General features: G+C 61.2%; 23 protein-coding genes and 1 tRNA gene. 1 reads left to right on the plus strand and 23 read right to left on the minus strand.

Annotated features, from left to right (window positions below):
• Positions 1–15: 15 nt before the first annotated feature.
• The 20 genes from urtE to ACYUCQ_RS03500 form a co-directional block, all read right to left on the minus strand.
• Positions 16–723: an urea ABC transporter ATP-binding subunit UrtE gene (gene urtE / locus ACYUCQ_RS03405; protein ID WP_460253097.1), complete on the minus strand. Its 708-nt coding sequence runs from the start codon at positions 721–723 to the stop codon at positions 16–18.
• Complete coding sequence (gene urtD / locus ACYUCQ_RS03410) at positions 707–1,480, minus strand: urea ABC transporter ATP-binding protein UrtD (RefSeq protein ID WP_460253098.1); 774 nt, start codon at positions 1,478–1,480, stop codon at positions 707–709. The genes urtE and urtD overlap by 17 nt, the downstream gene beginning before the upstream one ends.
• Entirely contained in the window at positions 1,477–2,562 is a 1,086-nt protein-coding gene (urtC, locus tag ACYUCQ_RS03415) for an urea ABC transporter permease subunit UrtC (RefSeq protein ID WP_460253099.1), read from the minus strand. Before urtC ends, urtD begins: the two co-directional genes overlap by 4 nt.
• 1 nt (position 2,563) lies before the next feature.
• Entirely contained in the window at positions 2,564–3,472 is a 909-nt protein-coding gene (urtB, locus tag ACYUCQ_RS03420; protein WP_460253100.1) for an urea ABC transporter permease subunit UrtB, read from the minus strand.
• Positions 3,473–3,518: 46 nt separating this feature from the next.
• Positions 3,519–4,760 (minus strand): urea ABC transporter substrate-binding protein, encoded by a 1,242-nt coding sequence (urtA, locus tag ACYUCQ_RS03425; RefSeq protein WP_460253101.1) that lies wholly within the window; start codon positions 4,758–4,760, stop codon positions 3,519–3,521.
• 165 nt (positions 4,761–4,925) lie between these two features.
• Entirely contained in the window at positions 4,926–5,711 is a 786-nt protein-coding gene (gene cobA / locus ACYUCQ_RS03430; protein ID WP_460253102.1) for a uroporphyrinogen-III C-methyltransferase, read from the minus strand.
• Entirely contained in the window at positions 5,689–8,349 is a 2,661-nt protein-coding gene (locus ACYUCQ_RS03435) for a nitrate reductase (protein ID WP_460253103.1), read from the minus strand. The genes cobA and ACYUCQ_RS03435 overlap by 23 nt, the downstream gene beginning before the upstream one ends.
• The gene (nirD, locus tag ACYUCQ_RS03440; RefSeq protein WP_460253104.1) at positions 8,346–8,684 is read right to left on the minus strand and encodes a nitrite reductase small subunit NirD; all 339 of its coding nucleotides are present in this window, start codon (positions 8,682–8,684) and stop codon (positions 8,346–8,348) included. The genes ACYUCQ_RS03435 and nirD overlap by 4 nt, the downstream gene beginning before the upstream one ends.
• Before the next feature lie 8 nt (positions 8,685–8,692).
• Positions 8,693–11,137: a nitrite reductase large subunit NirB gene (gene nirB / locus ACYUCQ_RS03445; RefSeq protein WP_460253105.1), complete on the minus strand. Its 2,445-nt coding sequence runs from the start codon at positions 11,135–11,137 to the stop codon at positions 8,693–8,695.
• A 25-nt stretch (positions 11,138–11,162) separates the two neighbouring features.
• Complete coding sequence (locus ACYUCQ_RS03450) at positions 11,163–12,392, minus strand: nitrate/nitrite transporter (protein WP_460253106.1); 1,230 nt, start codon at positions 12,390–12,392, stop codon at positions 11,163–11,165.
• Between the two features lie 294 nt (positions 12,393–12,686).
• The gene (locus tag ACYUCQ_RS03455; protein WP_460253107.1) at positions 12,687–13,607 is read right to left on the minus strand and encodes an ABC transporter substrate-binding protein; all 921 of its coding nucleotides are present in this window, start codon (positions 13,605–13,607) and stop codon (positions 12,687–12,689) included.
• Between the two features lie 10 nt (positions 13,608–13,617).
• Positions 13,618–14,208, minus strand: coding sequence for an ANTAR domain-containing response regulator (locus ACYUCQ_RS03460; RefSeq protein ID WP_460253108.1), 591 nt, complete (start codon positions 14,206–14,208; stop codon positions 13,618–13,620).
• Positions 14,209–14,330: 122 nt separating this feature from the next.
• Positions 14,331–15,551: an ABC transporter substrate-binding protein gene (locus tag ACYUCQ_RS03465; RefSeq protein WP_460253109.1), complete on the minus strand. Its 1,221-nt coding sequence runs from the start codon at positions 15,549–15,551 to the stop codon at positions 14,331–14,333.
• 4 nt (positions 15,552–15,555) lie between these two features.
• Positions 15,556–16,368 carry an ABC transporter permease gene (locus ACYUCQ_RS03470; RefSeq protein ID WP_460253110.1) on the minus strand — a complete coding sequence of 271 codons (813 nt, stop codon included), beginning with the start codon at positions 16,366–16,368 and terminating at the stop codon, positions 15,556–15,558.
• Positions 16,365–17,174, minus strand: a complete 810-nt coding sequence (locus ACYUCQ_RS03475) for an ABC transporter ATP-binding protein (RefSeq protein ID WP_460253111.1) — start codon at positions 17,172–17,174, stop codon at positions 16,365–16,367. Before ACYUCQ_RS03475 ends, ACYUCQ_RS03470 begins: the two co-directional genes overlap by 4 nt.
• Positions 17,174–17,623 (minus strand): cyanase, encoded by a 450-nt coding sequence (gene cynS / locus ACYUCQ_RS03480; RefSeq protein WP_460253112.1) that lies wholly within the window; start codon positions 17,621–17,623, stop codon positions 17,174–17,176. Before cynS ends, ACYUCQ_RS03475 begins: the two co-directional genes overlap by 1 nt.
• A gap of 153 nt (positions 17,624–17,776) precedes the next feature.
• Entirely contained in the window at positions 17,777–18,655 is an 879-nt protein-coding gene (locus ACYUCQ_RS03485) for a sulfurtransferase (RefSeq protein ID WP_460253113.1), read from the minus strand.
• A gap of 32 nt (positions 18,656–18,687) precedes the next feature.
• Positions 18,688–19,008, minus strand: a complete 321-nt coding sequence (locus tag ACYUCQ_RS03490) for a 2Fe-2S iron-sulfur cluster-binding protein (protein WP_460253114.1) — start codon at positions 19,006–19,008, stop codon at positions 18,688–18,690.
• Positions 19,005–20,135 carry an acyl-CoA dehydrogenase gene (locus ACYUCQ_RS03495; protein ID WP_460253115.1) on the minus strand — a complete coding sequence of 377 codons (1,131 nt, stop codon included), beginning with the start codon at positions 20,133–20,135 and terminating at the stop codon, positions 19,005–19,007. Before ACYUCQ_RS03495 ends, ACYUCQ_RS03490 begins: the two co-directional genes overlap by 4 nt.
• Position 20,136: 1 nt before the next feature.
• Positions 20,137–20,682 carry an OsmC family protein gene (locus ACYUCQ_RS03500; RefSeq protein WP_460253116.1) on the minus strand — a complete coding sequence of 182 codons (546 nt, stop codon included), beginning with the start codon at positions 20,680–20,682 and terminating at the stop codon, positions 20,137–20,139.
• Positions 20,683–20,976: 294 nt separating this feature from the next.
• Between ACYUCQ_RS03500 and ACYUCQ_RS03505 the strand changes: the two genes are divergently transcribed.
• Positions 20,977–21,609, plus strand: a complete 633-nt coding sequence (locus ACYUCQ_RS03505) for a TetR/AcrR family transcriptional regulator (RefSeq protein WP_460253117.1) — start codon at positions 20,977–20,979, stop codon at positions 21,607–21,609.
• 57 nt (positions 21,610–21,666) lie between these two features.
• Here ACYUCQ_RS03505 and ACYUCQ_RS03510 read toward each other — a convergent pair.
• The 3 genes from ACYUCQ_RS03510 to recA all read right to left on the minus strand — a co-directional run bounded on the left by ACYUCQ_RS03510 (position 21,667) and on the right by recA (position 25,599).
• A tRNA-Ser gene (locus tag ACYUCQ_RS03510) sits at positions 21,667–21,756 on the minus strand.
• A 63-nt stretch (positions 21,757–21,819) separates the two neighbouring features.
• Complete coding sequence (gene alaS, locus ACYUCQ_RS03515; protein ID WP_460253118.1) at positions 21,820–24,456, minus strand: alanine--tRNA ligase; 2,637 nt, start codon at positions 24,454–24,456, stop codon at positions 21,820–21,822.
• A 102-nt stretch (positions 24,457–24,558) separates the two neighbouring features.
• Positions 24,559–25,599 (minus strand): recombinase RecA, encoded by a 1,041-nt coding sequence (gene recA, locus ACYUCQ_RS03520; protein ID WP_460253119.1) that lies wholly within the window; start codon positions 25,597–25,599, stop codon positions 24,559–24,561.
• Positions 25,600–25,697 lie beyond the last annotated feature (98 nt).

Genomic DNA, 25,697 nt, shown 5'->3' on the forward strand with positions numbered 1-25,697 from the left:
AGGGCGAGCGGAAGATCAGATATTCACCAAATGGGCTATCTCATCCGCTTGCTCGTCCGCCGTGTTGCCTTCGCGCACGATGCGGCCACGCTGCATCACCGCATAGCGCTCGGCAAAGCTCCAGGCGAAATCGAGATATTGCTCAACAATCACAATCGTCACGCCCAGCTCCGCCCTGATCCGGCGGAGAGCCTGCTCGATTTCCTGCACCACGCTCGGCTGAATCCCCTCCGTCGGTTCATCGAGCAGGAGCAGCGTTGGCCGACCGGCGAGTGCTCGCCCAATCGCCAATTGTTGCTGTTCGCCGCCGGAGAGAAACCCCGCCTTGCGCCCCGCAATAGTCGTTAATTTTGGGAACATGTCATACACATAGTCTGGAATCCGGCGCTCAGCACCCACCCGCCGGTCCAACGCGGCCAAGCCCGTTGCCAAATTCTCGGCCACTGTGAGGTGCGAAAACACATGGCGCCCTTGCGGCACATAGCCGATGCCCGCCCGCGCGCGCTGGTAGGACGCCATTCCGGTCATCACCACACCATCGAAGGTCAAGCATCCTGAAATAATTTTGTGAATTCCCATGATCGCATTGAGCAGCGTGGTTTTGCCCACCCCGTTGCGCCCGATCAACGCCAAGGCGCCGCCTGCTGGCACGGCCAAATCCACATCCCACAGCACCCGGCTTTGACCATAGGCGGCACTCACCTTATCAAGCGTGAGCAGCATCCTTCGTCCTCCCCAAATATACCGCTCGCACCTCGGCATCGGCCCGGATCTCCGCCACACTCCCCTCGGCCAAAATTTGCCCCTGATGCAGCACCGTCACTGGCCCATCCAACGCCTCGATAAAACTCATATCGTGATCGATCACCACCACCGCATGCCGCCCTAACAGCGATTTGATCAGGTCCGCCGTTCGCGCTGTGTCTGCGGGGCCCATGCCCGCTGTTGGCTCATCAAGGAGCAGCAAATCGGCATCGGTTGCGACCACCATGCCGATCTCCAGCCATTGCATCTCGCCATGCGCGAGCCGCCCTGCCAGGGTTTCCCGCCGCTCGGTCAAATTGACCAGGGCTAGAATCTCTTCAACCCGCTCGCGTTCGGATGCTGGGGCCGCGCCGGTCAATCCGCGCCACCATGCCCGGTCGCGCCGCGCGGCTAACGCGAGATTCTGCGCGACCGTCAAATTCGCGAGCACGCCGGGCGCTTGAAATTTTCGGCAAATACCCCGCCGGACAATCTCATGCTCGGCCAAATGGGTGATCACGGCATCCTTGAACAGGACTTGTCCTGAATGCGTTGGCACGCGACCGATAATCGCATCACAAAGTGTGGATTTTCCGGCCCCGTTTGGTCCAATCAAAATCCGTAAATGCCCCGGCGGGACGGCCAAATTAACCCCGCCCAAGGCACGAAATCCGTCAAACTCAACGACCAAATCTTCAACCAGCAAAAGCGGCCCTGGGATCGGATGCGTGATCATCCAGCTCCCCCTTGGCGCAATACCCGCAGGCGGAGTAAACGCAACCGCTGCGTCCAGCCGCCGGCCTCGGGGTCAAACAAGCCGGCGACGCCCTGCGGCAGAAAACTGACCACCAACACAAACAATAATCCCAACGCATAGAGCCAAAGCGAGGGCAAAGCTGAGCTGATCTGCTCTTTGGCAAAGCTGACCAGCAACGTGCCGGCAATCGCGCCCCACAGCGCATTGCGCCCGCCCAATGCCACGTAAACGACCATTTCGATGGAGGGCACCACCCCGACCATCGCCGGCGAGATCACGCCCGCTGCCAGGGTGAACAGGGCGCCGCCAATACCTGCTAACATTGCGGCCAGGGTGAAGGCGACGACCTTATAGGGTGTGGGGTCATAGCCTAAAAATCGCACCCGGTTTTCGCCATCGCGCGTTGCGCGGAGCACGAGGCCGAACCGGCTTGCCATCAGCCATCGCAATCCCAAATAACCGAGCACCGTTCCGAGCAACGTGGTGTAGTACAACCCGAGCGCAAAGCCGTTACTGGTGGTGCTGAGGCCAAATAGGGTTGAGAAATTGGTTAAGCCATTAAAGCCGCCGGTCAATGATTGTTCGCTCACCAGCAATGTGGCGAAGGCGAGCGCCAAAGCCTGGGTGATCAACGCAAAATAGACCCCACCGATCCGGCGGCGAAACACCGCCCAGGAAAATCCCGCCGCAATCACCCCTGGCACCAGCACCACCGCCAAGACGGAAAAAATGCCTGAGCGAAACGGTAACCAGAGCAACGGCAATTTGGCAACCCCGCTCCAGACCATGAAATCTGGCAAGTTCTGCGCGGTGACCCCGGCTAATTTCATATGCATGGCGAGGGCATAACCACCCAGCCCAAAAAACACCCCTTGTCCCAGGCTCAACACCCCGCCTTGGCCCCAGATCAGCCCGATGCCTAACGCCAAAATCGCCATCGCCAAAAATCGCGAGAGCAACATCAGGGTATAGCCATCGACGACCGAAGGCGCGATGACGCCTAACGCCACTGAAGCCAATCCGAGGCCAATTTGTGTGCGCCGTTGTGTGAAATCGATCATCTCAGCCATCCAACGCCCGGCTTTTGATTGCAATCACACCTTGAGGCCGCACCTGCAGGAACAATACCACGAACACCAAAAGCAGCACTTGCGCGACGCTGACATCAACGAAAATCTGGGCAAAGGCTGAAATGAGGCCGACCATGACCGAGGCAATCGCCGTTCCGGTCAAGCTGCCCAGCCCGCCCAGGATCACCACCAAAAAGGCTGGGACAATATAGCTCTGGCCGACTGACGGCGTCACCGGGCCTAACAAGGCCAATACCACCCCGGCCATGCCGGCGATGCCGGTGCCGAGCGCAAATACCAGCATGTCGATCCGGCGCCCATTAATGCCCATCGCTGCGGCAATGGGACGATCCTGGTTGACCGCGCGCACGTAAAGCCCCACCCGTGTGCGGGTGAGCAGCAAGCCTAGCCCCGCCAACACGAGGGCGGCAATCGCCATGATGAATAATCGTGTGACCGGCAGGGTCAGTCCGGCCAGCATTCCATGGGTGATTGAGACGGTGTGGTCCAGCCAATGCGGTGCCACCACATCGACCCCGATGGCCCCGAATAGATTGCGTGCTCCTTGCTGAAAGATCAGGCTGACGCCCCATGTTGCCAGCAGCGTATCTAACGGGCGGGCGGCGAGCCGCTTGATAACGGTCACTTCTAACAATGCGCCGATCAGCCCGGCTCCGATGAAGGCGACCGGCATCGCCACCAAAATGCCGAGTGGTCCTGGCACCACATGCAGCGTGAGATAGGCGAAATAGCCGCCCATCATCAGCATCTCGCCCTGGGCCATATTGATCACGCGCATCAGCCCGAAGCTGAGGGCAAGGCCCAGGGCCGCCAGCACAAATAACGACGCGACCGACAGGCCGTTGAAAAACTGACCCAGCACGAAGGCGGTTTCTGTCATCGACAAATCCTCTGACCGCGACGCTGAGCGTCGCGGCCTTCAACGATTAATGCAGCTTGCAGGTTTTGCCAGGGAATGTCAGCGGATCATAAGGCTGCGGCTGGATCAGCCCCGGTGATTTCCAGACAATTTTGAACTGTCCATCCGGTTGCAACTTGCCGATATAGCCGGTCTGGATCAGGCTTTGATTATCGGCAAACTTGACCATGCCTAGTGGCGTTTTCATATAAGGCAAAGTCACCGCTGCATCACGCACTTTGGTTGGATCAAAACTTTTGGCCTTTTCGACGGCGGCTTTCCAGATATACACATCGACATAGCCATGCACCATCGGATCATCGACCACAGCGCCCTTGCCGTATTTGGCTTGATAGGCTTTGACAAAGGCTAGATTGGTCTTGTTCGGCAAGCTCATGAAATAATTCCATGAGGTGTAACTGCCTGCGAGCAAGCTTGGCCCCATCGCTTTTGCTTCTGGCTCCGCTATCGAAAAGCTCATAATGGGGAGCTTCGCCGGTGTGATTCCTGCTGCCGCCAATTGCTTGAAGAAGCTGACATTGGAATCGCCATTCAGCGTGTTGATGATGATATCGGGTTTGGCTTGCTCGATCTTGGCGATCACGCCGCTGAAATCTGTGCCGCCCAACGGCACATAATCCTCGCCGACCACTTGCAATTTATCGTGCAGAATATGCTTGCGCAGAATTAAATTCGCCGTGCGCGGATATACATAATCCGAACCCAACAGGAAATATTTCTTGTAGCCTTTTTGCTCCGCCCATTTCAGCGCCGGCAGCGCTTGCTGGTTTGGCTGTGCGCCTGAATACATGATGTTGGGCGAGCATTCATTGCCTTCAAATTGCACTGGATACCAGAGCAAATTGTGGAATTTCTGGAACACCGGCAACATTGCTTTGCGGCTCGCTGAGGTCCAACCGCCGAACACGGTGACGACCTTATCCTGCTCGATCAATTGCGTTGCTTTTTGCGCAAAAGTCGAGGGTTCGGACGCGCCGTCCTCCAGCACCGGCACAATCTTGTGCCCCAAGACCCCGCCATGGGCGTTGATCTGATCGATGGCCAGCAGCTCAGCGCGCTCCAGCGGCACTTCGCTGATTGCCATGGTGCCTGATAGGGACTGCAGCACCCCAACCTTGACCACCGGCTGCGCCGCTCGTGCCATGGGTGCCGCACTCATCATTGTGGTGCCCAGCAGCAAGGCCGCCCACGCGATGCTTCGCTTGGTTTGGCTCGCACGCTGCATTGTCTCAACGGTTCGCTTTATCATCTCAATCCCCCAAAATTGCCGCCACCCGACGCTGGATGAGCGCTTCTGCAGTAAGCCCAAGCCAGGGCCGTTGCGGTATGAGGCATTTGACGTAGGGGCCGTAGGCGCGCGCCCGCAGGCCAGCGTGCGGCAATTCGGATTCTGTTTTTCCGCGAAGATGCGGCGTCAAACGTGGAGTTTCACCCGGCGGATCAGCGGGCGCGCAGGCTTGCGCGCAACATCGAGCCCGGCGCCGATCAAAATTAGGGCAGGCGATGTTAGATCGTCGGAGGCGAGACCGTCAGCAAGGTCAATCAGGCGGGCGGTGCGGTGCGTTTCATCGGCCCGGCTGATATTCATCACGATCATGCCGGGTGTGGCGGGGTCGAGCCCGGCTTCGATCAGTCGGTCTGCAATCTGGCCCGCGTGACGCGCACCCATATAGAAGGCGATGGTGCCGTGCAGGCGGGCGAGCGCCGCCCAATCCTGTTCAGGCAAACCGCCATCGCTGGCGTGGCCGGTGATGAAGGTGACGCTGCGGGCCACATCGCGGGCGGTGAGCGATGCCTCGAGTGTTGCGGCAGCGGCGGTGGCAGCGGTGATGCCGGGGATGATGGTGAGATTGATGCCGGCTGTGCGCAGAGCTGCGATTTCTTCGTTGGTGCGACCGAAAATCATTGGGTCTCCCCCCTTCAGCCGGAGCACGCGCGCACCGGTGCGCGCCTCCTGCACGAGCAGCGCGCAGATTTCGGATTGCTTCAGCGCGTGGCGACCGCAGCGTTTGCCGACATTGATGAGCTTGCCGGTGGCGAGGGCGAGGATGCGCGGGTCAACCAGCGCGTCGTGCAGGATAATATCCGCCTCGGTGATGGCGCGCAGAGCCTTGACCGTCAGGAGGTCCGGATCACCAGGACCAGCACCCGCGAGAATGACCGGGGATAGTGCGGTGTTATTCGGCAGCGACGAGTTCATGGCGAAGGAATCCCTTAAGGTCGGAGACGCAGGAACCGCAGCCGGTGCCGGCTTTGGTGGCGGCACCGATCGCGTCAATCGTGGTGAGGTGATTGGCGGCGATGGCAGCGCGGATCGCGGGTTCGGTGACCTGATGGCAGACGCAGATCACGCGGCCAGCGCAAACGGCCCGGGTGGCGCCGCGACCGATGAGGAGCGCACCGGCGTCGAGCGGGGTGGTGGTTTGGCTGAAGCGCTGTTCCAGCGCCTCAACCGTGGGCAAAGCGGCGCGATCGCGCGCCCCGCTGGTGGGAAGAGTGGCGCGATCACGCGCCACATGAAGCAGGAGCAAAAGGGTGCTGCCGTGCAGCGCTGCGAGGCGAAACACGCCTTGCTTGACGTCGGTATAATCGACGATTTCAATCGTATCCGGCAGGTCGAGCAAAGCGGCAGCGACCGCGCGGCTGGTGGCGCCGGGGGGCAGTGCCGTTGTGCCGGTAAAGCGGAGCTGGATTAGCCCACCATCGCGCGGGCTGCGCGACCAGACGGCACCGATTGCGGGGTTAATTCGGGCGATGGAGGCGTTGCGGCACAGCGCGATGCCGTGCCAGATTGGTTCGACTGTTCTGACGCTGACTTGGCCGTGTTTGAAAGCGGGTTCGCCGGATAGCGGGTCACGCGCCGGACCAATGAGGCGGTTGATGGTGCCGGCACTCCCTTGATCGCCGGTCCAATGGATGGGGGCGAAGCCCGTGCCCACACTCTGAGCGGCATCGAGCCGGACCGGCAAAATAATGGTGCCGTGAGCACTGGAGAGCTCGACCAGATCGCCGGTGGCGATGCCATGGCGTTCGGCGTCGGGCGGGGCGAGGTCGAGCGTGGCCGCGTCGCGATGGGCCATTAAGGCGGGGATCCGTCCGGTGCGGGTCATGGTGTGCCATTGATCGCGTAGGCGGCCGGTGTTCAGGGTGATAACGCTTGTTGCTACTGGGGATTGCGCCACTGGCGTTTGCGCTATTGGGGCGACCGCCACAAAGCGGGCGCGGCGGTCTGGCGTACTGAAGCCACCCTCAGTGAACAGGCGTTGGTCGCCGGCGGTGATCGGCCAGTGCAGGGGGCGCAGCGCGTCGTAATCCTCGTCGGGGATCGTGGCGAGCGGGCCGAGATCAAACAGGCGCGCGCCGTTATTTTCAAAGGTGGAGAGGGCCGCGTGCTCACGAAAAATGGCGGCTGGGTTTGCGAAGTCAAACGCGGCACCGTGGCCGAGGCGGCGGGCGAGTTCGGTGAACATCCACCAATCCGGCTTTGCATCGCCGGGGGCTGCGCGAAAGGCGCGCTGACGCGAGATCAGGCGTTCGGAATTTGTGACGGTGCCGTCTTTTTCCGACCAGCCGGCAGCGGGCAGCACGATATGGGCGCGCGCTGTGGTGGCAGTCGGCCAGCAATCGGCGGCGATGACTGTGGGGCAGCGTTCTAACGCCCCGCGGATAAAGTTGCTCTGCGGTAGGGATTCGGCGGGGTTGGTGCCGGCGATCCAGATCGCTTGGATGCGACCTTGATGCACGGCATCGAACAACTCAATGGCTTTCAGGCCGGGATGCGGCGCGAGGTTGGGCGCCTGCCAAAAGCGCCGGAGCAAATCGTGATGGGCCGGATTATCGAATGCAAGATGCGATGCCAGTTGGTTGGCAAGCCCGCCGACCTCGCGCCCACCCATCGCATTCGGTTGGCCGGTGAGGGAAAAGACCGTGGCACCTGGCTTGCCGATACGCCCGGTGGCGAGGTGCAGATTGATGATGGCGTTGATGGTATCCGTTGCAGTCTCGGATTGATTTATGCCCTGCGAGAAGGCGGTGACCATGCGCGGCGTGGTGGCGACAAGTTCGGCCAATTGGTTGAAGATGGTATCATCGATCCCGTGATGGGTGGCGCGCGCGGCGATCAGCGCCGCGTCAAACCCGGTGGTGTGGGTGGCGATGAAGTGATGATCGAGCGCGTGGCGTTTTGCGCAACCATCGAGCAGGGCTGCAAACAAAGCGAGATCGCCGCCTGGGGTGATCGGGATGTGTAGATCGGCGAGTTCTGCGGTGGCGCTGCGGCGCGGATCGATCGCGATGATTTTGGTGCCGCGCGTTGCGCGGGCATGCAGCGCGCGCTGGAACAGAACCGGGTGGCACCAGGCCGCGTTGGCGCCGGCGAGCAAAATAAGATCGGCTTCGTCAAAATCGGCGTAGGTTCCAGGGACGATGTCTTCACCAAAGGCCCGGATATGGGCGGCAACCGGGCTTGCCATACAGAGGCGGGAGTTGGTGTCGATATTGCCGCTGCCAATAAACCCCTTCATCAGCTTGTTCGCGACATAGTAATCCTCGGTCAGGAACTGGCCGGAGACGTAAAACGCGACGGAGTCCGGCCCATGCTCGGCGATTGCGCGGGCGAAACGATGGGCTGCGTGATCGAGCGCTTCGGACCAGGGGACGGCGCGACCGCCGATGGTGGGGGTGGTCAGGCGGTCACGGTCATCGAGCGTGAGGCTGAGTGTTGCCCCTTTGACGCAAAGCTTGCCGCGATTGGCCGGATGCGCGGCATCGCCGGTGAGGCCGCCAGGCCCTGCGATCAGCCCGCAGCCGACCCCGCAATAGGGGCAGGTGGTGTTCATGCGGCGCGGATCGGGCCGGCGATATCGAGCAGGATGCGGCGCTCCTCGATGCGGGTGCGGAAGCGCGCGATGCAAGGGGCGTCCTCGCCGATGGCGGCACCGGATTCGAGCGAAAATACCCAACCATGCAGCGGACAGGTGACACCGTGGCCATGGACGATGCCTTGGCTGATCGGGCCACCGCGATGCGGGCATTGATCGTGCAGCGCGAAAACGGCATTATCGCCCGTGCGAAAGATGGCGATAATGCCATGCGCGGTGGTGACGGTGCGCGCACCGCGGAGCGGAATGTCATCAAGCCCGCCGATATCGACAAACGCGCCTTCGGTCATCATGCCGTCCATCATACTAACGCCGCGACGTGGCTGTATTGCGCCGGTTCCGGGCCGGTGGATTGCTCGGCCCAGGGGTCGAACTGGGCGAAACGCTGTGCCGCGTGGAAGCGGGAAGCGAGATCGCCGCGGCCTGGATGATCCTCGACGATGCGCTGGCGCACATACGCGATGCCGACGCGCTCGATCCAGGGTGCGGTGCGTTCGAGATACCGGGCTTCCTCGCGATAGAGCTGCATGAAAGCGGCGCAATATTCGATAACCTCAGCATCGGTGGTGACTTTGCAGAGCATGTCGGTGCCGCGCAGCTTGATGCCGCCATTGCCGCCGACCATCAGATCCCAACCGGCATCGGTCGCGATCACACCGAAATCCTTGATGCTGGATTCAGCGCAATTACGGGGGCAGCCGGAGACGGCCATTTTGAATTTATGGGGCGTCCAGGAGCCCCAAGACATTCGCTCAAGCGCGACACCCATTGCAGTGGAATTTTGGGTGCCAAAACGGCACCATTCGGAACCGACGCAGGTTTTGACGGTGCGCAGCGCCTTACCGTAGGCGTGGCCGGAGACCAGTCCGGCCTCATTGAGGTCACGCCAGACATTGGTCAGGTCTTCACGTTTGACACCGAGCATGTCGATCCGCTGGCCGCCGGTGATTTTGACCTCGGGGATTGAATATTTATCGACCACATCAGCGATGGCGCGCAATTCGCGCGAATTGGTTAGCCCGCCCCACATGCGGGGCACAACTGAGAAAGTCCCATCCTTTTGGATGTTGGCATGCATGCGTTCATTGACGAAGCGTGACTGCGCATCATCGACATAGTCGCCGGGCCACGCGCAGATCAGATAATAATTAAGGGCCGGGCGGCAGGACGCGCAGCCATCCGGTGTGCGCCATCCAAGTGCTTGCATAACTGCGGGAATGGATTTTAGCGCACCCCCCGTGATGCGGCGGCGCACCTCGTCATGCGGCAGGGTGGTGCATGGGCACAGGGGCTTGACGGCGACCGGTGCATACGCCTCGCCGAGTGTGGATTTCAACAGCGATTCGACCAGGCCGGTGCAGGAACCGCAGGACGAGGAGGCTTTGGTTTTGGCGCGCACCGCTTCGATCGTGGTGAGGCCCGATGTTGTGATCGCGGTGATAATTTTACCTTTGCAGACGCCATTACAGCCGCAAATTTCGGCGGTATCGGGCAAAGCGAGCACGGCGGCGTCAGGGTCGTTGGTATCCGCGCTGACCGGACCAAAAATCAGCGTGTCACGAAACGCCCCGATATCGGCTTCGTCTTTCATGAGCTGGAAATGCCAGGCGGCATCGCTGGCATCGCCGATACAGACCATGCCGACGATGCGGTTTTCGCGCAGCACCAGACGTTTGTAGATGCCGCGCGCGGCATCGCGCAGCACGATATCATCGGTGGTTGCATCGCCCATGAAGGCACCCGCGGAGACCATGTCGATACCAGAAACCTTCAGGCGGGTGACGCTGGCGACGGGCGTGAATCCCGGCGTGGCGGCACCGACCATGGTTTTGGCGGCGATTTTCGCCATGTCCCAGATCGGCGCGACCAGACCGAACAGATTGCCATCATGTTCGACGCATTCACCAATCGCAAAGATCGCGGGATCGGAGGTGCGCATCCAGTCATCGACGAGAACGCCACGGTTGCATTCAAGGCCAATTGCGCGCGCGAGGCCGGCATTGGGCCGGATGCCGACGGCCATGACGACGAGATCAGCCGGGATTTGGGTGCCGTCCTTGAGGCGGACGGCGGTAATGTGTTGGTCACCCTCGAAGCCAGCGGTTTCAGTCGCAGTAAGGATGGTCATGCCGCGCTTGGTTAGAGCGCGTTCGAGCAAATGGGCGGCGGAGGCATCAAGCTGGCGTTCCATCAGCGTCGGCATCAGGTGGATCACCGTGACATCGGCGCCGCGCAGATTGAGGCCGTGGGCCGCTTCCAGCCCGAGCAGACCACCGCCGATGACGACGGCTTTGGTGCCTTGTTGCACCATCGCCACCATATCCTCGACATCCGCGACGGTGCGGAACGTCAGCACCCCCGCCTTGTCCGTGCCGGGGATCGGCAGGACGAAGGGGTTGGAGCCGGTAGCCAGTAACAGCATGTCATAGGGAACATCGCTGCCCTTGGCCCCGCGCACAAGCTGATTTTTCCGGTCGATCCAGTCAACATGCTCGCCGGCGATCAGGCGGATGTTATTGGCTTGATACCAATCATAGTCGTTGAGGACGATGTCAGCGAAGCTCTTGTCGCCCGCAAGCAGAGGCGAGAGCATAATGCGATCATAATTTGGCTGCGCCTCGCCACCAAATACGGTGATGTCGAAATGACCAGGGGCTAACGCGAGGATTTCCTCGACTGTGCGCATACCGGCCATGCCGTTGCCAATAACAACCAGGCGCGGGCGGGGCATGTGGGAACCATCCATGGTGCAAACTTCCTGTTTGTTTCGGTCAAACGCGAATGGCGGCGCTATCGAGCGTGGCGGCGGTGAAATTGGCTCGCCAGCGCCGCTTGACGATTGACAGGCCACCGAAGGCCAGCAGGGCGAGACCGGCGAAGATCAGGAAGCCTGCGTCATACGAGCCGGTGAATTGCTTGGAAAAACCTAGGCTGGAGGCGAGGTAAAAGCCGCCGATGCCGCCCGCCATGCCGACGAAACCGGTTACCGTGCCGATCTCGCGGCCAAATCGGGCGGGGATGAGTTGGAACACGGCGCCGTCGCCCATGCCGAACGCGGCCATAACCACGAGGAATACCGCAAGCGCCGGCCAGAAATGACCAATGCCTGTGCTGAGCACGATCAATGAGGCCGCCGCGAGCAGATAGAGTGCCGAGAGCACGCGCACGCCGCCTAACCGATCAGCCAAGTAACCGCCGAACGGGCGGATCGAGCCGCCGACGAAGGCGCAGGCGGCGGTAGCGAAGCCGGCATGAACCGCCGTGAGGCCATAGACCGAGTGAAAATAGAGGGTGAGTGCGGCTGACAGACCAACGAAGCCGCCGAACGTTACGCCGTAGAATCCCATGAACCACCAGGTATCGGCGATTTGCAGCACCTTGAAATAGTTCGCGACCGGTTGTGGGAATTTATAGGCGGGTGGATTTTTCGCCATCAGCGCAAACAGGATCACCGTCGCGATCATCAGCACCGTGGCCACGCCGAACACGCCGCCAAGCCCGATGGCGATGGCGAGCGAGGGGGCTGCAAGTGCAGTGACCACTGTGCCAATATTGCCAGCGCCAGCGACACCCATGGCGGTGCCTTGATGCTCAGGCGGATACCAGCGCGAGGCCAGCGGCAGGGCCACGGCAAACGAAGCGCCGCCAAGGCCCAAGATCACCCCAATCGCCAGCACCTCATCATAGGAGGTGATGCCCTTGAACGCGGCGAGGCCGAGACCCGCGATAACAATGATCTGTGCCACGATGGCGGTGGCGCGCGCGCCGAACTGATCAACGGCGAAACCGGCTGGGATTCGGAGCAACGCGCCGGAAAGCACCGGCAGCGCAATCATCATGCCTTTCTGCGCCGGACTGAGATGCAATGCGGCGCCGATCTGCACGGCCAGCGGGCCGAGCAACACCCAGATCATGAAGCTCATGTCAAAATACAGGAACGCCGCGAACAGGCTGGGAAAATGTCCTGCTTTGAGGAAGGATTTGTATGGCGATACGCTCATGGTCGCACTCCTGCGGATCGTGCGATCCGCGAAACGGCCCTCATTGGCGCGCGATACCAGAAAGCGGGGTTTTACCCCGGGCGACCACCGAAACCGTCATTGGCTGCGGCGGGGCACGTTTCCGTGCATATTCGCTCCAGCAAAAATGGTGCCAAAACTAATCTCGCCTATATTTCAGTCGATTCTGATCGATCTAAAAAAATTAGGCTAATATATAATCTTATGCAGGCTAATTTTTATGCATATGATTTTTGTTTAGTCATTGATGCATGGGCGCGGCGATGCTCAGATAAATTATTGCCCCAAGAGCGATTGCGCCGCCGCCTCGGGGTCGGTGCCAACCAGATAACCTGCACGGTGCATGCGCTCGATGATCCATTGCAGATCGGCGCGGGTGGGGCGCAGTTCGGCCCCGCGCATGAAGAGCGGGTTGCCCGCCTCGCCGCTGAGACATTCGGCCAATATATTCGCCGGAAGGTCGAGGTTGGCTGGCGATGCGAGGCTGGTGGCGAGTTCAGCACGATATTCGGGCAGATGGCACAAAGCGGTCGCTGCACCCAGCGCATCCCGCAAGGCAGAAGCGAGCCTTGGGTGCGCATCGGCGATCTCATCGCGGATGACCACAAGTTTTTCCGGGTGACCGGGTGCGATAGTGGCGGAGGTTGCGACGAGTGTGCCAATTCCATCGCGCGCGGCAAGGGCGCCCCAGGGTGCGCCAGCGCAAAAACCGGCGATGGTGTCGCGCGCCAATGCGCTCGGCATGTCCGCCGGTGGCAGGGTGATGATGGTCGCCGCGCCGGGTGCAACCCCGCACGTGGCCAACCAGTCGCGCAAGAGCAGATCGTGGTTCGAATAAGCGTGCACGACCGCGAAACGGGGAGCAGTGGCGCTGATCGCTGAGGCGAGATCGGGGCTGGCGGCGAGATGGTTTGCCAGCATAATCGCATTGCCATTACGGCTGAGCGTGGCGGCAAGGCGCAGGCCGGTTGGACGACCGCGCAATCCAAGGCTCATGGCCAGGGCGAGCGGGCCGAGGATGACCGCGACATCGAGCAGGCCATAGGCCAGCTTATCGGCGATATTGGCCCAAGACGGTTCGATCAGGATCGTTGCATCGAGCCCTGCCTCGGCGAAGAAGCCACGATCACGGGCGATCAGAACCGGCGCACTATCGAGCAGGCGCAGGATGCCGATGCGTAAATGTTGGGCACTCATGATTGGGCACTCATGGAGGTTGTTCTCCGGGGTCGTCAATCGGTGTGGCTGCGAGCAAGGCGCGTGCGACATCGGCTAGGCGCATCTGTCGCTCCATGGCGCGCCGCTGCAGAAACCGGTGGGCGGCGGGTTCGGTCAGTTTGTCACGGCGCATCAGGAGGCGCTTGGCACTCTCGATCAAGCGGCGGTCCGATAATTCCGCCTCCGCGGCGGCGAGGCGGACTTCACGGGCGCTCGCATGGCGATAAAGTGCAATGGCACTACGCAGAATGGGCTTGATGTCGGTGATGCTGGCGGCGTTGACGTGGTAGGAGACGACACCCGCGCTGATCGCCTCCTCCATGAAGGTTGGGTCGTCTTCATCAACAAACAGCATCACCGGCATCGGGTGGGCCGCGATTGTGCGCAGATGTTCGAGACTGTCACGATCAGGGCGCGCCATATCGACGATCACGATATCAGGGCGCTCCACCGCGACAATCGTCGCCAAGTTTTCAAGCGGCGGGGCGATGCGAACGCGGTCGACGCCGACTTGAGCCGCCAGGCGGGCGGCGAGCGTTGCGGCGCGGTCGGGGTCGGTATCGGCGATCAGGATATCCAATTTGCGTCGTCAGCCCTATCAAATCGTTCGGTCGTCGCAGATGCGGATATTTTCGATGCAAGACGGGTGCCACGCTCCGAACCGCGCACTGCGACAGGCGACGACGCGCTGGCAATGCCCGTTCAGATCGCCGTGACTTCGGTGCGGGTTGTTGGTTCGCGGCCGGTGGAGGGCGGGTATTTGGCAAGGGCAGCGGTGACGAAGCGCTGATCCACTAGGTCTTTTTGCACAAAATCGGCATCGAGTTTTGCGAGGAAATCGGCATTGCCGGCGACTTTGGTGGTTTTCAGCCAATTGACGATCAGTGTCATGGCAGAGGCGTAGGGGTAAGGTTTGAAATCAATGCGCTGGTCGTGCCAGCCCGGGTGCTCGATGGCGCCGTCTTTGAGATAGGTTGAATTGGCGGCGTAGAGTGTCATGGCGCGTTCGATGACTTTGGCCGGCATCGGCAGATAGCCCTTGCCGTCCCGCGAGATGATGGCCGCCACTTCGGCTTTATGGGCCGAGGCATAATTCTCGGCCCGGACCAGGGCGTTGGTGACTTTCTGGGTCCAGGCAGGGTTTTTGGTGACCATCGCTTCGGGGACGCAGGCGACGCAGCACGGGTGGTTTTCCCACATGTCACCGGTGAAGCGCAGGATGCGGGCGTTGAGGGCGACTTCACCCATCGCGTTGAACGGTTCGGCGACGACATAGCCATCGATCTTGCCAGCAGCGAGGGCGGGCAACATGTCTGGCGGCCCGAGAATTTCGAGCGCGCATTGTTTGGCGGTGGGTTTGGCGCCGGTGAGGATTGGCTCGATCCCGACGGTGCTGAGGGCTTGCTGGAGCAGGATATTATGGATCGAATACCAGAACGGCACCGCGATGCGTTTGCCGCCGAGATCGGCAAATTTGTTGATTTTGCTGTGGGGGCCGACGGTGATGGCGGAGCCGTTCACATGGGCCCAGGCAATCTGCTTGATTTTCACGTGGTTATTGTAGCGCATCCAGATCGGCAGGGGGGCGAGCAGATGCACGAGGTTGAATTTGCCGGCGGCAAAGGCTTCGACCATCGGCGCCCAAGCGCGCATCAGGGTTGGCCGCGCGGCGGTGAGGCCCTCATCCTTGAAATAGCCTTTCTCGTAGGCAACCAGCAACGCCGTGGCATCGGTGATAGGTAGGTAGCCAAGCCGCACGGTTTCATCATCGGCGGCGGCTTGAGCGATACGCGGCTGGGTGGCGAGCCAGGCGGCGAGACCGCCAGCCATCAGGTAGTCCAGCGTGCGGCGACGGGGGATACCGGCGGGTGGTGCTGCATCGCAAGACCAGCCATTTGCTAACATATCGCATTGGATGCACATGATTTCAGCCTTGTTGTTGCCAGCCGACGCGGCGGATGATGATATTGCACACAGTATCGAGCGTGAAGCCGATCAACCCGATGGTGAGGACGATGGCGGCGAGGCGCGGATAGTCCAGCGTGTCGCGCGCATCGCTGATTGCGTAGCCGAGGCCCGAGGACACGCCGAGATATTCCGCTGGCACCAGCACGATCCAGGCGACGCCGAGCGCGAGGCGGATGCCGGTCATTACGTCTTGCGCGATGGCGGGTAAGATGACGGCACGCAGCCGCTGCAGCGGGGTGGCGCGCAGATTGCGGGCGACCTTGAGCCACGCAGGATCAATTTTCGATACGCCATTGGCTGTTGCGAAAATTACCGGCCAGACGGCGGCCATCACGATTAGGAAAATGATTGCCCCGTTCCAGCCTGGGAACATCAGCACCGCAATCGGCATCCATGAGAGCGGGCTGATCATGCGCAGGAACTGAAACGGGATTGCGGTCGCTTGTTTGAGCACCCTGATTCGCCCGATCGCGATGCCAACCGGCACACCGATCACGATGGCGATGGCAAGGCCCGCAGCGACACGGGCGAGGCTTGCGATGCTCGCCGTTTCGAGGGCGCCGGTGGTGGCCAGATGGATCAGGGCGGCGAAGGCGGGGGCGGGCGCAAAACCCGCGAAAGCCCTGGTAGCCGGATTGGTCCGCAGCAAGACGCCGCCGAACCACCAGATGCCCAGCAGGATCATCACACCGACAAGGGCGGGTAGCGTGTTGCGCAGGCCGCGGATCGAGACGCTTCTGGCGGTGGTTTGATCCAAGGCGGTGACGCTCATCGGGCGAAAGCGGGTGTTGCGGCCATGGCATGCTCCATTGGTTGCCGGCTCGCCACAGCACCGCTCGCTTGTTCATACAGGGTTGTTAGCCGGGCGATTTCGGCACGGGCGGCATCGTCATCGGCACCGCGTGCGGACGCGCCGATTATCGTTTCGATGACAATGCGACTTGGGCTGCCAGCCAGGAACGCGGCGCGGTCAGCCATGCGGGCAATCTCAGCAATATCGTGACTAACCAGCACGACTGTGATGTTCAGCCGTGCGGTGATGGCGCGGATGTCGCGTTGCAGGTCAAGCCGGGTGAACAGATCGAGTGCAGCGAACGGTTCATCGAGCAGCAGAACATCGGGCTGCATCACCAAGGCGCGCGCGAGGGCAACGCGCTGGGCCTGGCCGCCGGACAGGGCGGTCGCTCGGTTCGCGGCGATGCCTTGCAACCCCACCAAATCGAGAGTTTCAGCGACACGATTGGCGATTTCGGCGCGTGATAGCCCGGCGAAGCGCAAACCCAATCCGGCATTCTCCGCCACGGTGAGCCAGGGATAGAGCGAGGGAGATTGGAACATCATGACCGCGCGCGGCGTTGGCCCATCGACCGCGATGCCATCGATCACCACTTGGCCGGCATGGGGTCGGGCAAGACCTGCGATGATGTGCAGCAGGGAGGATTTGCCCGAACCGGACCGCCCGACCAGCGCGGTGATGGCACCAGGTGCAATCGTGAGTGACACATCCTGCAACACCGGCGTGCTGCGTGCGGCATAGGCAAAGCCGATCCGCTCGATCAGGATGGTTGCTGCTTTCATCAATAACGCTTGTAAGGCAGGAATTTGCCGCTCATGGTGATTTTGACGCGGTCACCTTTCTGGTCTGCTTGGCGCTCCAGCGTCATGTCGAAATCAATCGCGCTCATGATGCCATCGCCGAATTCCTCGTGGATCAGTTCCTTCCAGGTGGTGCCATAGACCGATACCAACTCATAAAAGCGATAAATGAGTGGATCGGTGGGCACGGCGTTGGGCAGCGAGCCGCGATAGGGCGCCTCGGCCAGGAGTGCTGCCTCCTCGTCATCGAGGCCGAGCAGGGCGGCGGCTTTTTCGGCGGACTCCGGGGTCATCGACATTTGGCCCATGCAGGCGGCGCAGACCCAGACCGGCGCGTGGCCGAGTTTGGCCGCGATGTCAGTCCAGGTTAGTCCCTTGGCTTTTTTGATCTTGAGGATTTTCTGGCCGAGGGCGGTTTTGGCTTCGTTCATGTTGGTTCCAGTTAAGTTAAGCAAGCGCTTCTTTTTGTAAAAAGAAGCAAAAACTTTTTTAATCTGGTCCTGTAGCGTTTAGATCATGCGCCCCAGGCCCAGCAAACAAAAGTTTTTTGGTTCTTTTTTACAAAAAAGAACCTTTCTGCTCCGTCACTCCGCCGCCGCCGCCATTGCCGGCGCCACGAATGGCAAGCCCTCCTCGATCGGCAGCGACGGATCGCGGCTCCACTCGTTCCATGAGCCGAAATAGATCGCGGTGTTGGTGATGCCGGCTTCGGCGAGGGCGACGTAACTGTTCGAAGCGCGCGCCCCTTTGAAGCAATAGATATAGACTTTCGAATGGGGGCCGATGCCAACCGTTGCGCATTCGGCGAGAATTTCGTTTTTCGATTTCAGCATCGGCCCCGCTGCCGTTGGCTTCATCATTCGATACCATTCGATCCAGCGCGCACCAGGGAGCCGCCCTTTGCGCGGGCAGAAATCAGGGCCGTAGGGCGAGGAGCTTTCGCCGACCCATTCATCGACGTCACGCACATCGAGCAGCACAATAGAGGGATCATCGAGGGCGGCTAGAACATCGTCCTTGGTGAGGATCAGCCCCCTGCCCGCTTCGGTGATTGGGAATGCGGCTGGGGTTGGGGTGGCCGCGTCGGTGCTCAGCATCATACCCGAAGCTGTCCAGGCGGCGAGGCCACCATGCAGGATTTTGGCGTTTTTGTAGCCGAGATATTGCAGGAGGAAATAGCCGCGACAGGATTGGCCGAACCCCGAATTCATCGACCCTTCGTACAAAACGGCGGTTTCACGGCCTGACAGCCCGAGCGCGCCGAATGCGTCCGCGAATTTGCTGCGCAATTCGACCATGCCTGCCGGCGTTGAGGTTGCGAGATAGGTAAAGATGTCATGCAGGTTCACCGCACCCGGAATATGTCCTTCGGCGTAAGCGGCGGGGTTGCGCGTATCGATCACGATGACATCGCCGGATGCGATTGCGGCGTTGAGTTCGGCGGGGGAGATGAGCACGGTCATGGTCTGGCCTCCTAGGGTTGGGGTGCAGCAGATCAGCGTTTGGGTAGGCTTAGTTCCAGCCCATCCAGCGCCGCCGTGATCTCGATTTGGCAGCCGAGGCGGGATGTGGGGGAAAGATTGAACAAGGTATCGAGTGTCGCGTCCTCGTCCTCGTTGATGGGCGGCAGTCGGTCGGCCCATGCGGGTGCGACGATGACATGGCAGGTGGCGCAGGCCATCGAGCCGTTGCATTCACCGATGATCGGCAGCCCGGCGGCGCGACCAATCTGCATCACGGTTGCACCGGGCTTGGCTGCTATCCGGTGTTCGGTGCCGACTTGATCGACGATGATGATGGTGGCGATTTCGCTCATGATGCCGACAATGCCGCGATGTCGCGGCGCAACTGGCGGATTGAGGGGGTGATGATGGCAACGAACCAAGCCTCGCGGATGCGGCGATCGACCGGCGAGCCGTGGATATAGCCGCAGGCGCCCCAATGCAGCATGGCGGATTGGGTGGCGGCGAGGGCGAGTTCGGAGACATCGACACGCGCCTGAAGCACGGCGCGGAGATAATCGCGGTCGCGCTCCAGCGGCGTGGCAGCGAGGTTGGCCAAGCGGTCGCGGAGCGCGCTGGCCTGATCGGTCACCGCGCTCGCGCCCAGTGGTAGATGAGTGTTGCAATGCGCCTGGGTGCGGTTGGCTTCGTGTATCAGGCCGATTGCGGCATCGATCACGCCGAGCCCCATGCCGGTTTGCAGCATCACAAAGCCGGGGCGAATGCGCGCGACCATGTCGCCGAGCGGGTCGGCCAGCAATTGTTCATCGGCGATGAAGGCGCGGCGGAACAGCACGGCATAGGTGCCGGTGCCTTCGAGGGCGACGAAATGCGCGTTTTGCTTGATCGAGACGCCATCTTGACCGACGCGCACCATCGCCATCGCGCGGTGAGTGGCATCATCGGCGTCCTCGAACATGGTGCCGAACCAATGGCCTTCGCCGAGATTGGAAACCCAAGGCAGGATGCCAGAGACGACATAGCCGCCGACGACGCGCTTGCCGCGCAGGCGGAAGGCTTCGGTGCCGGAAAGGGCCTTCATGGCGTTGGACAGGCCGGTGCCGGCCATGACGGCGCCGGTGGCGATGGCGGGCTGCAATTTTGCGCGCAGGGCCGCGTTTTCAGTCTGTTCGAGATACCAGCCGGCTGAGTCTTGGCACCAGACGCAAAAGCCGCTCGACATGCAGGTGGCGGAGACGACGGCCATCGCCTCGATCGCGTCGCTCAGCGAGGCGCGGCCAAGTTTGCTGTGAGCGGCCAGATGCAGCCCGTAGGCGCCTGCCGCTCCGAGGCCACGCAATTGTGCGGAAGGATAGATGCCGTTCTGGTCGATTGTGGTGGCGAGCCCGGCCAGAGCGGCGGTTTCAACCGCGACAGCGTTGCGCGCTTCGGCGCGACTGAGGGTGGCATTTGGGCTGATCGCGCCGATGCCGCCATCCATGTCAGGCTGCTTTCACGTCAAGCGCGACGGGCTTGATGAAGGTGTTAGCGACCGGGGACCATTTGGTTGCATGGGCGATCAGGGCGTCGATCTGCTGTTGCGGCGCATCGGCGATCAAATTAACCTTCACCCGCACGGCATCGAACCCAACGGGCTTGGGCGACACATCGCCAGTGCCCCAGACTGCAGTGATGTTGATATCCGCTTCGAGTTCGAGTTCGAGCGATTGGATGGTGATATTCTGCGCGACGGCATTGGCGTGGATGCCGACGGCAAGGCAGGAGCCGAGTGCTGCGAGCGAAGCCTCAGACGGGTTGGGCGCGGTGTCATCGCCGAGCAAGCCGGGTGGCTCATCGACGATATAGGGCGGCAGATTGCGGATCATGTTGAGATGGCGGAAGCGGCCCTCGGCGATTGTTTTGCATTTGAGGGTGCGGATCGCCGTGGGGTCGGCCTTGCCTTTGGCGATCAGGGCCTCCAGCCCGGTGCGGTCGATGGGCTGCAGGCAGGAAATCATTGCGGTTGGGGTGGTGCCTGGCTGGCTCATGGTCGATCCTTTGCGGGCTGGTCGAAATGGAAGGGCTCAGACAGAATGGTCTGTCTACTTATGAACAGACTTAGCAAACCTCGTGCCAAGCGTCCGCCTTTCACGAGCGCGGATGCCATCGGTGTCGTATCGAGGCTGTTTCAGCCATGAATTCACTGGATAATTTTACCGGCGATTTTTTGGCATGATTTGTGTAGGCTTGGCGATGATGTGGATTTATGAGTGGACGATTGGGCGCACCCGCTCGGCGAACAAGACATTTTTTAATCATATGCCCGGAGTTATGGTGTTTTTATGAGCAAACTGAGTCCGGCTTTGATGTTGAAATCGGCAGACAATTCTGTTGCCTCGCCCCAAACGCGCATTCTGGATGTTGCGCGCACATTATTTTGCCGCGATGGCATCCATGCCACCGGCATTGATCGGATTCTGGCTGAGGCGGGTGCTTCGAAAATGACGCTTTATGCGCGGTTCGGCTCGAAGGAGTCTTTGCTGCGCGCCGTGCTCGCGGCGGAGGGTGAGGATTGGCGCCGGCGGTTCTTTACCCGTCTTGCTGACGCCGGCCCGGACCCGGCCGCACAATTACGGGCGATTATCCCCGCGCTCGGCGATTGGTTCAGCGGCGGCAAGTTCTATGGCTGCGCCTTCATGAACGCGGTTTCCGAACATCGCAAGGACGAGAGCTGGCTGCGGGAGATGGCGGCGGCTCATCACCGGGAAATCCTGGAACGTTTCGCCGCGATGGGGGCAGCGGCCCGGTATGCCGAACCCGCGCTATTGGCCCGGCAGCTGCTCTTGCTGATCGATGGCGCCATCGCTGCGCTGATGGTTAGCGGCGATGCCACAGTGCTCGATATTGCGCAGCGCAATCTTGATGCGATCTTGCATGTCGCGGCTTCGGCGCCGACTGACATCACGGCGGGCTGAGGCGGGATGAGCGCCTGTTGAATGTTGGGCGAACGGGGTTTGGCGCACGGATGGCCGTGGCGGAGGGAGTGGGATTCGAACCCACGGTACGCTTTCACGTACACACGCTTTCCAAGCGTGCGCCTTAAGCCGCTCGGCCATCCCTCCGGCTGGGTGCTCCCTTAACCTGTGGCCCAACGCGCGGCAAGAGAGCTTGGGGGATGGGTGGGGTCAGGATTTTAGGGCGGTGCGGATGGCCTCGAAGGCGGCTTGGGTGAGGGTGGCGTCTGGGCCGCCGGCTTGGGCCATGTCGGGGCGGCCCCCGCCGCCTTTGCCGCCTGCGGCTTCGGCAGCGGCGCGGACCAGGGTGACGGCGTTGAAGCGGGCGGTCAGATCGGCTGAGACGGCGACCACCAGGCTGAGTTTGGCTTCGGCGGTGGAGGCGACGGCGGCGATGCCGGAGCCGATTGATTTCAGGATCGAGTCGGCGATCGATTTAAGCTCACGGGGGGCGACATCGCCCAGATCGCGGGCGGCGAGTTTCACGCCGGCGATGTCTTCGATGGCGGCATCGGGGCCGCCGGTCGCGAGTTTGCGTTGTAGGTCGCTGAGCTGGCGCTCCAGGCGCTTGCGCTCATCGAGCAGGGCGGTGATGCGGGTGGGCAGTTCGGACGGTAGGGCCTTGAGCAGATGGGCCGCTTGCGCCAGCGTATCGGCATCCGCCTCGATGGCGGCGAGGGCCGCTTCGCCGGTGACGGCTTCGATCCGGCGGATGCCGGCGGCCACGCCGGCTTCAGCGAGAATGCGAAAGGCACCGATATCGCCGGTGCGGCGGACATGGGTGCCACCGCATAGTTCGATTGAGTAGGCCGATTTACCATCATCGCCCTCACCCATCGACACCACGCGCACTTCATCGCCGTATTTTTCGCCGAACAGGGCCATCGCACCGCGCTTGACCGCTTCTTCAGGGGTCATCAGGCGGGTTTCCACCGGGGCGTTTTCGCGGATACGGGCATTCACCGCCCGTTCGACGGCGCGCAACTCAGCATCGGTCACCGGCCTCGGTTGGGAGATGTCAAAACGCAGCCGATCTGGCGCGTTCAGGCTGCCTTTTTGGGTGACATGCGGGCCGAGCGCGCGGCGCAGCGCCTCGTGCAGCAAATGGGTCGCGGAGTGATGGGCGCGAATGGCGGTGCGGCGCTGATGGTCAAGCTCGGCGTGGACGGTTTGCCGCACGGACAGGCTGCCCGCCTCGATATGGCCGAGATGCACGATCAGATCGCCGAGTTTTTTTTGGGTGTCGCGCACGACAACGCGTGCGGTGCCTGCGGTCAATATGCCGGTATCGCCGACTTGGCCGCCGCTTTCCGCGTAAAACGGGGTTTGATTGAGAATGATCGCGACGTCTTGACCGGCGGTTGCGGCGGGGACGGACGCGCCATCGACCACTAACGCGAGGATGCTGGCATCGCTCGCTTCGCTATGATAGCCAAGAAATTCGGTGGCGCCGATTTGATCACGCAGATCATACCAAAGCTGTTCGTTGGCAGCATCGCCACTGCCGGCCCAGGCGGCGCGGGCGCGAGATTTTTGCTCGGCCATCGCGGTGTCAAAGCCCGCGCGATCCAAGGTGCGGCCTTGTTCGCGCAGAGCATCTTCGGTCAAATCGAGCGGGAAGCCGAACGTGTCATAAAGTTTGAAGGCGACGGCGCCGGGCAAGGGCGTGCCAGCGCCCAGGCGCGCCACCTCGTCATCGAGCAGGGACAGGCCGCGCTCTAACATGACGGCGAATTTTTGTTCTTCGAGCTTGAGGGTTTCGATGATCAGCGCTTCGGCGCGCGGCAATTCGGGGTAGGCGACGCCCATTTGCCGGGTCAAAGCGGGCACCAGCCGGTAGATGAACGGCTCGCGCATGCCAAGCCGATGGGCGTGACGCATGGCGCGGCGCATGATCCGGCGCAGCACGTAGCCGCGCCCTTCATTCGAGGGCAAGACACCATCGGCGATGATGAAGGCGGTGCTGCGCAAATGATCGGCGATGACGCGATGGCTGATTTTATGCGGCCCATCGGGGTCGGTGTTTGACGCTTCGGCGGAGGCGATGATCAGGGCGCGCAGTGTATCGGTATCATAATTATCATGTTTGCCCTGCAAAATTGCGGCGAAACGCTCAAGGCCCATGCCGGTATCAATCGAGGGGCGTGGCAATGGTGTGAGGGTTTTCGAGGCGTCTTCGACATATTGCATGAAGACGAGGTTCCAGATTTCAATGAACCGATCACCATCTTCATCCGGGCTGCCGGGCGGGCCGCCGGGGACGCTGGGGCCATGATCGTAGAAAATTTCCGAGCACGGGCCGCACGGGCCGGTTTCGCCCATGCGCCAGAAATTATCGTCGGTTTTGATGCGAATAATCCGCTCATCGGGCAGGCCGGCAATTTTATGCCAGAGGACGGCGGCGTCATGATCGTCATGAAAAACCGTGACCAGCAGCCGGTTTTTGGCCAAGCCGAAATCGCGGGTCAGCAGGGTCCAGGCATGGGTGATCGCTTGTTCTTTGAAATAATCGCCGAAGGAAAAATTGCCGAGCATTTCAAAAAATGTGTGATGCCGCGCGGTGTAGCCGACATTGTCCAGATCGTTATGTTTGCCGCCGGCGCGCACGCATTTTTGCGCGGAGGTGGCGCGCAGATAGGGGCGTTTTTCCTGACCGGTGAACACGTTCTTGAACGGCACCATGCCCGAATTGACGAACAGCAGCGAGGGATCGTTGCGCGGCACCAAGGGGGCGCTGGGCACGGGCTCATGGCCGTTGCGGGTGAAATAATCGAGGAAGGTTGCGCGGATATCGTTACTGGAGGTCATGGAGCGGTATGAAGTCCCTGAAGGCTGCGGTTGCGCAAGGCATACCGCAGCAATCCGGACCTGTCATCCCACCCGATTGCGCCGGCGCGTTGTGCGGCGCGCTTATTCGGCGGCTTCGGCGGCCTCATTATCCGAGGGCGCGACCATCATGGCTTTTTCCACCACGGCGGCCTGGTCGCGAATGCGCGCTTCGATGGCGGCGGCGATATCGGGGTGATCACGCAGGAATTGCTTGGCGTTTTCGCGCCCTTGGCCGACGCGTTGGCTGTCATAGCTGAACCAGGCGCCGGATTTCTCGACGATGCCGGCTTTCACGCCGAGATCGATCAGTTCGCCGACTTTGGAAATACCCTCGCCATACATGATGTCGAATTCGACCTGGCGGAATGGCGGGGCGAGCTTGTTTTTCACCACCTTGACCCGCGTTTGGTTGCCGGTGACTTCCTCGCGGTCTTTGATGGCGCCGATGCGGCGGATTTCCATGCGCACCGAGGCGTAGAATTTCAGGGCATTGCCCCCGGTGGTGGTTTCCGGATTGCCAAACATCACGCCGATTTTCAGACGAATTTGGTTGAGGAAAATCATCATGGTTTTGCTGCGCGAGATCGAGCCGGTGAGTTTGCGCAGCGCCTGGCTCATCAGGCGGGCATGCAGGCCGACATGGCTATCGCCCATTTCGCCTTCGAGTTCGGCGCGGGGCACCAAGGCGGCGACACTATCGATCACCAGCACATCGATGGCACCGGAGCGGACCAGCGTATCGGCGATTTCCAACCCTTGCTCACCGGTATCTGGTTGAGAAATCAGCAAATTATCGACATCAACGCCGAGCTTGCGGGCGTAGATCGGGTCGAGCGCGTGCTCGGCATCGATGAAGGCGCAAGTGCCGCCGCGTTTTTGCGCTTCGGCAATGGCGTGCAGGGCCAGCGTGGTTTTGCCCGAGGATTCCGGCCCATAAATTTCAATCACGCGGCCACGCGGAAAGCCGCCAATGCCCAAGGCAAGGTCCAGCCCGAGCGACCCGGAGGGCACCACGTCGATCTCCTCATTGCCGGGGCGCGCGCCCATGCGCATGATCGAGCCTTTGCCAAAAGCGCGCTCGATTTGGGAGAGAGCGGCGTCCAGAGCCTTGTTTTTTTCCATCGAAATTTCCTTTGCGGAGCGGCGCGTTACAACTTTAAGGCGAAGTAGCTATAGGGCATTCGCGATGAGGCGTCGAGGCACCTGCATGACGAAATGGG

The sequence above is a fragment of the Acidiphilium sp. MT5 genome, assembly GCF_054767495.1.

Coding starts and splice junctions, on each gene's coding strand:
- urtC (WP_460253099.1), bottom strand. CDS start 2,562: ATGATCGATTTCACACAACGGCGCACACAAATTGGCCTCGGATTGGCT.
- nirB (WP_460253105.1), bottom strand. CDS start 11,137: ATGGATGGTTCCCACATGCCCCGCCCGCGCCTGGTTGTTATTGGCAAC.
- urtE (WP_460253097.1), bottom strand. CDS start 723: ATGCTGCTCACGCTTGATAAGGTGAGTGCCGCCTATGGTCAAAGCCGG.
- urtB (WP_460253100.1), bottom strand. CDS start 3,472: ATGACAGAAACCGCCTTCGTGCTGGGTCAGTTTTTCAACGGCCTGTCG.
- ACYUCQ_RS03435 (WP_460253103.1), bottom strand. CDS start 8,349: ATGAACACCACCTGCCCCTATTGCGGGGTCGGCTGCGGGCTGATCGCA.
- ACYUCQ_RS03470 (WP_460253110.1), bottom strand. CDS start 16,368: ATGAGCGTCACCGCCTTGGATCAAACCACCGCCAGAAGCGTCTCGATC.
- recA (WP_460253119.1), bottom strand. CDS start 25,599: ATGGAAAAAAACAAGGCTCTGGACGCCGCTCTCTCCCAAATCGAGCGC.
- ACYUCQ_RS03495 (WP_460253115.1), bottom strand. CDS start 20,135: ATGGATGGCGGCATCGGCGCGATCAGCCCAAATGCCACCCTCAGTCGC.
- urtD (WP_460253098.1), bottom strand. CDS start 1,480: ATGATCACGCATCCGATCCCAGGGCCGCTTTTGCTGGTTGAAGATTTG.
- ACYUCQ_RS03465 (WP_460253109.1), bottom strand. CDS start 15,551: ATGTGCATCCAATGCGATATGTTAGCAAATGGCTGGTCTTGCGATGCA.
- ACYUCQ_RS03475 (WP_460253111.1), bottom strand. CDS start 17,174: ATGAAAGCAGCAACCATCCTGATCGAGCGGATCGGCTTTGCCTATGCC.
- cobA (WP_460253102.1), bottom strand. CDS start 5,711: ATGAACTCGTCGCTGCCGAATAACACCGCACTATCCCCGGTCATTCTC.
- ACYUCQ_RS03455 (WP_460253107.1), bottom strand. CDS start 13,607: ATGAGTGCCCAACATTTACGCATCGGCATCCTGCGCCTGCTCGATAGT.
- alaS (WP_460253118.1), bottom strand. CDS start 24,456: ATGACCTCCAGTAACGATATCCGCGCAACCTTCCTCGATTATTTCACC.
- ACYUCQ_RS03450 (WP_460253106.1), bottom strand. CDS start 12,392: ATGAGCGTATCGCCATACAAATCCTTCCTCAAAGCAGGACATTTTCCC.
- cynS (WP_460253112.1), bottom strand. CDS start 17,623: ATGAACGAAGCCAAAACCGCCCTCGGCCAGAAAATCCTCAAGATCAAA.
- ACYUCQ_RS03485 (WP_460253113.1), bottom strand. CDS start 18,655: ATGACCGTGCTCATCTCCCCCGCCGAACTCAACGCCGCAATCGCATCC.
- urtA (WP_460253101.1), bottom strand. CDS start 4,760: ATGATAAAGCGAACCGTTGAGACAATGCAGCGTGCGAGCCAAACCAAG.
- ACYUCQ_RS03490 (WP_460253114.1), bottom strand. CDS start 19,008: ATGAGCGAAATCGCCACCATCATCATCGTCGATCAAGTCGGCACCGAA.
- ACYUCQ_RS03500 (WP_460253116.1), bottom strand. CDS start 20,682: ATGAGCCAGCCAGGCACCACCCCAACCGCAATGATTTCCTGCCTGCAG.
- nirD (WP_460253104.1), bottom strand. CDS start 8,684: ATGATGACCGAAGGCGCGTTTGTCGATATCGGCGGGCTTGATGACATT.
- ACYUCQ_RS03505 (WP_460253117.1), top strand. CDS start 20,977: ATGAGCAAACTGAGTCCGGCTTTGATGTTGAAATCGGCAGACAATTCT.